Consider the following 6,678-nt stretch of genomic DNA (forward strand, 5'->3'; position numbering starts at 1 on the left):
GCAAACAGCAAGGTGACGGCGGCGAACAGCTGAAAATCGATCGCCACATACCAGACGCCGGCCGACAGCGCATCTTCGCCGCTGATGTCCTGCAGCATCAGCGCATTGGCGATCAGCTGCTGCCAGGTGGGCTCGGCGGGCACGGATTCGTGGGCAAACCAGGGCCGCACCAAAGCTGCGATGAACACAGCCAGCAACAGCGCGACGGAATAAGGCGCGAGCAAGCGCAGCGCGCGCTGGCCGATCTTGGCCAGCGGGCTGCCAAAGCGGGCCACACCTTGCGGGGCCAGGCTGGCCGCCGACAGAAAGCCGCCCATGACCAGGAAAATCTGCACGGCAATGCGCGCATATTCCGCCAGCCAGTCAATGATGCCGGGGGTGACTTGCGCTGCGACATCCGACATCGGGCCGTAGAAAGCCAGGTGGTGCCAGACAATGGCAGCACAGCAAGCCCCTTTGGTCATGTCCAGCCACAGATTTCGTTTGTTATGGGTTGTTGTGGTAGGCAAGATAGTCTCTGGCCAGCGGCCCCGCAATGGGCAAGCCATTGCAAAGCAGGCTGGCAATGTTCTGACAAGGGTGTGGCACCGCGCGCGCAGTGCCACTCCATATGTAACGCCGTTGTTTCTGCCTGCGTTGACGGGGCGGCCCCGAGGACCGAGCGAAATATGCCGTCTTTACAAAGCGCGGTGGGCTGCGCTCCAGGCCATCGCAGCCTGGCGTTTCAGCTTTTCCAGAAAAAACCGATAATCAGCGCCATGAAACAAGCCCCCACCCCGCTGCCCGAGCTCCCCCGCCAATTCGTGTCACATTTTGGCGAGATGGGCAGCCGCTGGGGCATCAACCGCACCGTGGGCCAGATCTATGCGCTGATCTTTCTCTCGCCCCAGCCCATCAATGCCGACGAGATTGCCGAGGGCCTGTCGTTCTCGCGCTCCAATGTCAGCATGGGCTTGAAGGAGCTGCAATCCTGGCGCCTGGTGCATATGCGCCACCAGCCGGGTGACCGGCGCGAATACTTTGAAGCGCCGGCCGATGTCTGGGAGATCTTTCGCACCCTGGCCGAAGAGCGCCGCCGCCGCGAAATCGAACCCACGCAGTCGATGCTGCGCTCCGCCCTGCTGCAGGAAACCCATTCCGCCGACGAGCAATACGCCCAGCAGCGCATGCAGGAGATGTACGACCTGATCGACAAACTGATGACCTGGTTTGACGATGTGCAGCGCCTCAACCCCGACACGGCCCTGCAGCTGATGGGCATGGGCAGCGCTGTCACCCGGGTGCTGACCATCAAGGACCGCTTGACCGGCAAATCGCCCGCCCGCAAGGAAGGCAACGACTGAGATGCTGGCCCTGCAAGCCCCGGCCGCCATTGCCGAGCGGCTCTGGCCCGGCAGCCCCTGGCCCGCCGTGGTGCCTGGCCTGATGCCCGGCCATGGCCTGCCTACGACCGAGATCGCCGGCGATTTTGTGCTGCTGGACCACCTGGCCGCTGCCCAGGAAACCTGGGGGCGCGATGCCCCGCTGGCCAAGCTGGGCCAGGACTGGTGGGTGTTTGCCTGCTCGGGCACCGGCGATGCCTGGCTGCTGAGCCGTGACCAGCAGCAGGCCGTCGCCTTTCTGGACCACAGTGCCGGGCCTGACGCCCTGCCCCAGCCACTGGGCATCGATGCCGGGCAATGGCTGCAACTGGCCGATCTGATGGCGCAGCTGGAAGCGGCGCAAGACCAGGGGCAGGATGTGGCGCCGCAAGCCTTGGCGCTGATGGAGCAACTGGCACCGGGCCTATCCGTCGACTACCCCTACACGCTAGCCTAACGCGCTGGCGCAGCAGTGGCCGTTTTGGGCGCCAGCACAATGCGCAGGCCTTGCTCCTGCACCTCCATGCGCTCGACCGTATAGCCCAGGCCTTGCAACAGCATGCGCTGGCTGGCGGGCAGCTCATAGACCAGCAGGCCTTGCAATACCTGCTCGGCCAGGCGGGGCGCATAGGTTTGGAACATGCCCTGGTAGGCGGCGGGCACACCCTGCATCTGCAGCTGCTGCACGCGCACGTTGTGCAGGCGGATGCTGGCATCGGCATCCTGGAAGGCCAGGCCAAAGTCCAGGGTCATCTGGCCGGGGTATTCGTTGCCCATCAGCTTCTCGGTCACCCAGATATCGAAGGCGGCACGCAGGCTGTTGCTGGCTGCCAGCAATTGCACACTGGGTTTTTGCAGCTGGATGACGACCATGCCCTGCCAGGAGCGGGCCAGCGGAAACTTGGCAGCGACCGCCTGCTGCAGTTGCGCCTGGCTGATGCGGATGCTGCGCGCCCCGGCAGGTAGTGGGGTATCGGCAGCCTGTGCCGCACGGGTCGCAAGGCCAGCCCCAGCCACCAGGCCAGCGGCAGCCCATACCAGGCAGCGGCGGCGCTGCAGCGGCTGGGCGCCACCCTGGGCAAAAAACTGTTTCTCCATCGCATCACACCGTAGCCGTCAAACGTGGTTTGACAGCGCCGCTGGGCCAAAGTTCAGCTCCAGCGGCCGGTGTTGGTATCTGCGCGTTACGCTGCCTGTGCAGGGGCCGCTGCGCGGCTCGGGCTGCTGGCCAGCAGCGCATCGCGGGCGTCGAAGTACTCGCGCTTGAGCCGGGCCACCAGCTCGGCGGCGGGCACCACCTGCTTGATGGCGCCGATGCCCTGGCCACTGCCCCAGATGTCTTTCCAGGCCTTGCGCTCCTTGCCAAAGCTCATCGAGCTGGGGTCGGAGACCGGCAGGTTGTCCGGGTCCATGCCAGCTGCGCGGATCGACGGGCTCAGGTAGTTGCCATGCACGCCGGTAAAGAGGTTGCTGTAGATGATGTCGTCCGAGTTGGAGCTGACGATCATCTGCTTGTACTCTTCCACCGCACGCGCCTCGTCGGTGGCGATAAAGGCCGAGCCGATATAGGCAAAGTCGGCGCCCATGGCCTGGGCAGCGAGCACCGCACGGCCATGGGCAATGCTGCCCGACAGCGCCAGCGGGCCGTCAAACCACTCGCGGATTTCCTGCACCAGCGCAAACGGGCTCTTGATGCCCGCATGGCCACCGGCACCAGCTGCCACGGCAATCAGGCCATCGGCCCCCTTGTCGATGGCCTTGTGCGCAAAGCTGTTGTTGATGATGTCGTGCATCACCACACCGCCCCAGGCATGGGCGGCCTGGAACACATCCTCGCGTGCACCCAGCGAGGTGATCAAAATGGGCACCTTGTACTTTTCGCACAGCGCCATGTCGTGCTCGAGGCGCTCATTGGTCCGGTGCACGATCTGGTTGATCGCAAACGGCGCGGCGGGCTGGTCAGGGTGGGCGCGGTTGTGTGCGGCCAGGGTTTCGGTGATTTCGGCCAGCCAGTCATCGAGCTGCTCGGCCGGGCGGGCATTGAGCGCGGGCATGGAGCCGACGATGCCGGCCTTGCACTGCGCAATCAGCAACTGGGGGTTGCTGACGATGAACAGCGGTGAGCCGATGACCGGGAAAGGCACGTTCTGCAACGCGCCGGGAAGCTTGGACATACAAGGTCTCCTTCAAAGGGCAAAAGCCTTCTGCACCGCCTGGGCGGCGCAGACCCCAGGCGCCTTGGCCAAGGCGCGAGAGGGGCTTCAGATGGGGGGCATGGCGCTCAGAAACTGTCCTGCGGCAGCGCCATCACCGGGGCCGCACCGTGCAGAACTTCTTCGCGCAATGCCGAGGTTTTTACCAAAATATGCGTGGCATAGAAATGCGCGGTTGTCACCTTGGCTTCGAGAAACGCCTTGTCGCCCGCGCCTTGGCTCAGTTGCTGCTCGGCCGCCAGCAAGGCCCGGCCCATCTGCCAGCCCGCCACCAGATTGCCCGCCAGCATCAGGTACGGCACGCTGGCCGCGAACACATCGTTGGGCGCGGTCTTGCTGCCGGCCACCACGTAATCGACCACGGCCAAAAAGTCCTGCCGCGCCTGCGCCAAGCAGCGTGCAAAAGCCTGGGCCGCGCCCGAGCTGCTGGCCTTCAAGGCCTGCTCGGTCTGCTCGATCTGGCTGGCGATGCCACGCGCGGCCTGGCCGCCATCGCGCGCGGTCTTGCGGCCCACCAGGTCATTGGCCTGGATAGCGGTGGTACCTTCGTAGATGGTCAGGATCTTGGCGTCGCGGTAGTGCTGGGCAGCACCCGTCTCCTCGATAAAGCCCATGCCGCCGTGCACCTGCACGCCCAGGCTGGTCACCTCCTGGCTCATCTCCGTGCTGTAGCCCTTGATGAGCGGCACCATGAATTCGTAGAAGGCCTGGTTGTCCTGGCGCAACTGCTGGTCGGGATGGGCATGGGCGGCATCAAAGGCGGCAGCGGCCGTCAAGGCCATCGCGCGGCAGCCTTCGGTGTAGGCGCGCATGGTCATCAGCATGCGGCGCACATCGGGGTGGTGGATGATGGTGGCGCTGCCGGCCACACTGCCATCAACCGGGCGGCTTTGCACACGCTCCTTGGCAAAGGCGGCGGCCTGCTGGTAGGCCCGCTCGGCAATGGCCAAGCCCTGCAGGCCCACGGCATAGCGGGCCGCGTTCATCATGATGAACATGTACTCCAGACCCCGGTTCTCTTCGCCCACCAAAAAGCCGGTGGCGCCGCCCTGGTCGCCATACTGCAGCACGCAGGTGGGGGAGGCCTTGATGCCCAGCTTGTGCTCGATGCTCACGCAGTGCACATCGTTGCGCGCACCCAGCGTGCCATCGGCATTGACGAGGAACTTGGGCACCACAAACAGGCTGATGCCCTTGACGCCATCGGGCGCGCCGGCCACCCGGGCCAGCACCAGGTGCACGATGTTCTCGGCCATGTCGTGCTCACCATAGGTGATGAAGATCTTGGTGCCAAAGACTTGGTAGCTGCCATCGCCCTGCCGCTCGGCACGCGTGCGCACCAGCGCCAGGTCCGAGCCGGCCTGGGGCTCGGTCAGGTTCATCGTACCGGTCCACTGGCCGGAGACCAGCTTGTCCAGGTAGGTCGTTTTCAGCGCATCGCTGCCAGCCGTCAGCAATGCCTCGATGGCGCCATCGGTGAGCAAGGGGCAGAGCGCAAAGCTCATGTTGGCGCTGTTGAGCATCTCCACACAGGCTGCGCCAATCGTCTTGGGCAAGCCCTGGCCGCCGGCATCCACCGGGTGCTGCAGGCCCTGCCAGCCGCCTTGCACATACTGCGCAAAGGCCTCCTTGAATCCCGCCGTGGTGCTGACCTGGCCATCCTTCCAGGTCGAGGGCTGCAGGTCGCCCACCACATTCAGCGGCGCCACCACCTCTTCGTTAAAGCGAGCACATTCCTCCAGCACGGCCTGCGCCGTGTCCAGCCCCGCTTCTTCAAAACCGGGGATCTGTGCCACCTGGTCGATGCGGGCCAGGTGCTCCATCGCAAACAGCATGTCCTTGACAGGTGCCTTGTAGCTCATCGTTGTCTCCTCGTCTTATCGTTGATTGTGGTTTTGGGGGTGCGCCGCGCATACAAAAAAAGCATCCCCCAGGGGATGCCTTCAGATGCGTCTCGCGGCCACCACGCTGCCCATCACATCCAGCGTCAGCGGGATGCTGTTGCGGCGTGGGGTGGCTGCTGGCACGTTTTTACAGCTTGCTGGCCATCTCAGGCACGGCTTCAAACAGGTCGGCCACCAGGCCATAGTCGGCCACGCTGAAGATCGGCGCTTCTTCGTCCTTGTTGATCGCCACGATCACCTTGGAGTCCTTCATGCCGGCCAAATGCTGGATGGCGCCCGAGATGCCCGCTGCCACATACAGCTGGGGCGCGACGATCTTGCCGGTCTGGCCCACTTGCAGGTCGTTGGGTGCGTAGCCCGCGTCCACCGCTGCGCGGCTCGCGCCAATGGCCGCGCCCAGCTTGTCGGCCAGCGGGGTCATCACTTCGTTGAACTTCTCGGCGCTGCCCAGCGCGCGGCCACCGGAGACGATGATCTTGGCGGCCGTGAGTTCCGGGCGGTCGTTCTTGGTCACTTCGCGGCCCACAAAGCTGCTCTTGCCGCTGTCAGCAACCGCTGCTGTGTTCTCTACCGCAGCCGAGCCACCGGTGGCAGCGGCTGCATCAAAGCCGGTGCCGCGCACGGTGATGACCTTGGTCGCATCGATCGACTGCACGGTGGCAATGGCATTGCCCGCGTAGATGGGGCGCTCGAAGGTGTCGGCGCTCACGACCTTGGTGATGTCGCTGATCTGGGCCACGTCGAGCTTGGCTGCCACGCGTGGCGCCACGTTCTTGCCCGAGGCCGTCGCTGGCGCCAGGATGTGGCTGTAGTTGCCGGCAATGGCCAGCACTTGCGCGGCCAGGTTCTCGGCCAGGCCGTCCTTGAGTGCCGGGCCATCGGCCAGGATGACTTTGGCAACGCCTGCGATCTGGGCTGCGGCCTGGGCTGCAGCTGCTGCGCCAACGCCTGCTACCAGCACATGCACATCACCACCGCAAGCCAGGGCTGCGGTGACGGTGTTGAGCGTGCCGGTCTTGATCGTTTTGTTGTCGTGTTCTGCAATAACGAGAGCGGTCATTTGTAGGTTTCCTTTTGAGCAGCAGCGTTAGATGACTTTGGCTTCGTTCTTGAGCTTGTCGATCAAGGTGGCCACATCGGGCACCTTCACGCCAGCGCCGCGCTTGGCGGGTTCCTGCACCTTCAAGGTCTTCAGGCGCG

Annotated in this window: 7 protein-coding genes and 1 pseudogene; 2 read left to right on the forward strand and 6 right to left on the reverse strand. The window is 64.5% G+C overall.

The features are described from left to right. A partial coding sequence (locus tag H928_RS33345; RefSeq protein ID WP_239644961.1) for an acyltransferase family protein occupies positions 1–464 on the reverse strand: 464 nt, incomplete at its 3' end. A 294-nt stretch (positions 465–758) separates the two neighbouring features. On the opposite strand from H928_RS33345, the gene H928_RS0113175 reads away from it, so the two are divergent. Together H928_RS0113175 and H928_RS0113180 are read left to right on the forward strand one after the other, a co-directional pair. Then, the gene (locus H928_RS0113175; RefSeq protein WP_021026933.1) at positions 759–1,343 is read left to right on the forward strand and encodes a GbsR/MarR family transcriptional regulator; all 585 of its coding nucleotides are present in this window, start codon (positions 759–761) and stop codon (positions 1,341–1,343) included. Between the two features lies 1 nt (position 1,344). Beyond that, positions 1,345–1,818, forward strand: a complete 474-nt coding sequence (locus tag H928_RS0113180) for a hypothetical protein (RefSeq protein ID WP_021026934.1) — start codon at positions 1,345–1,347, stop codon at positions 1,816–1,818. On the opposite strand, the gene H928_RS0113185 is transcribed toward H928_RS0113180, so the two are convergent. The 5 genes and pseudogenes from H928_RS0113185 to H928_RS31570 form a co-directional block, all read right to left on the reverse strand. Beyond that, positions 1,815–2,459, reverse strand: coding sequence for a DUF1439 domain-containing protein (locus H928_RS0113185; protein ID WP_021026935.1), 645 nt, complete (start codon positions 2,457–2,459; stop codon positions 1,815–1,817). The genes H928_RS0113180 and H928_RS0113185 overlap by 4 nt on opposite strands. A gap of 86 nt (positions 2,460–2,545) precedes the next feature. Further along, entirely contained in the window at positions 2,546–3,535 is a 990-nt protein-coding gene (locus tag H928_RS0113190) for a nitronate monooxygenase family protein (protein WP_021026936.1), read from the reverse strand. Between the two features lie 107 nt (positions 3,536–3,642). Next, positions 3,643–5,436, reverse strand: a complete 1,794-nt coding sequence (locus H928_RS0113195) for an acyl-CoA dehydrogenase (protein WP_021026937.1) — start codon at positions 5,434–5,436, stop codon at positions 3,643–3,645. Between the two features lie 169 nt (positions 5,437–5,605). Then, entirely contained in the window at positions 5,606–6,538 is a 933-nt protein-coding gene (locus tag H928_RS0113200; protein WP_021026938.1) for an electron transfer flavoprotein subunit alpha/FixB family protein, read from the reverse strand. Positions 6,539–6,565: 27 nt separating this feature from the next. Next, positions 6,566–6,678, reverse strand: a pseudogene (locus tag H928_RS31570) (electron transfer flavoprotein subunit beta/FixA family protein); the annotation flags it as partial.

Origin of the sequence: Comamonas sp. B-9 (assembly GCF_000410635.1) — a bacterium.
GTDB lineage: Bacteria > Pseudomonadota > Gammaproteobacteria > Burkholderiales > Burkholderiaceae_C > Comamonas.

What these genes read in the sequence shown, in the direction of transcription:
- H928_RS0113185 (WP_021026935.1), bottom strand. Translation starts at nt 2,459, where the DNA reads ATGGAGAAACAGTTTTTTGCCCAGGGTGGCGCCCAGCCGCTGCAGCGC.
- H928_RS0113195 (WP_021026937.1), bottom strand. Translation starts at nt 5,436, where the DNA reads ATGAGCTACAAGGCACCTGTCAAGGACATGCTGTTTGCGATGGAGCAC.
- H928_RS0113175 (WP_021026933.1), top strand. Translation starts at nt 759, where the DNA reads ATGAAACAAGCCCCCACCCCGCTGCCCGAGCTCCCCCGCCAATTCGTG.
- H928_RS0113180 (WP_021026934.1), top strand. Translation starts at nt 1,345, where the DNA reads ATGCTGGCCCTGCAAGCCCCGGCCGCCATTGCCGAGCGGCTCTGGCCC.
- H928_RS0113200 (WP_021026938.1), bottom strand. Translation starts at nt 6,538, where the DNA reads ATGACCGCTCTCGTTATTGCAGAACACGACAACAAAACGATCAAGACC.
- H928_RS0113190 (WP_021026936.1), bottom strand. Translation starts at nt 3,535, where the DNA reads ATGTCCAAGCTTCCCGGCGCGTTGCAGAACGTGCCTTTCCCGGTCATC.